Here is a 269-nt window from a genome sequence, read left to right on the forward strand (position 1 = left end):
GTCGGTTGCTTCCCAAAGAGGTAGTGGACAGGCCCAAGGGCTACTTCCCTGTCCCGGCGCTGACACACTTGGAGGAACCCTTCCTCAGCATCGTCCGGGACGCCCTCCATGCCCCTGAGGCCAAAGAACGGGGCCTGTTCAGACCGGATTTCGTTGAAGAGCTGCTGGCCAACCCCAACGAGCGTCGAACCCCGGTCAAAAGCAACGTCCTGTGGCAAGTGGCGCTCCTGGAAATGTGGCTCCAAAGCAACGGTGTAGGCTGATGCCCC

At 61.0% G+C, this 269-nt stretch carries 1 protein-coding gene; it reads left to right on the forward strand.

Going from position 1 to position 269, the window contains the following annotated elements; all coding sequences use genetic code 11:
- A partial coding sequence (locus SB724_RS20310; protein WP_410572674.1) for an asparagine synthase-related protein occupies nucleotides 1–263 on the forward strand: 263 nt, incomplete at its 5' end.
- Nucleotides 264–269: the final 6 nt, after the last annotated feature.

The organism is Bacillus sp. SIMBA_031 (assembly GCF_046535225.1).
GTDB lineage: Bacteria > Bacillota > Bacilli > Bacillales > Bacillaceae > Bacillus > Bacillus velezensis.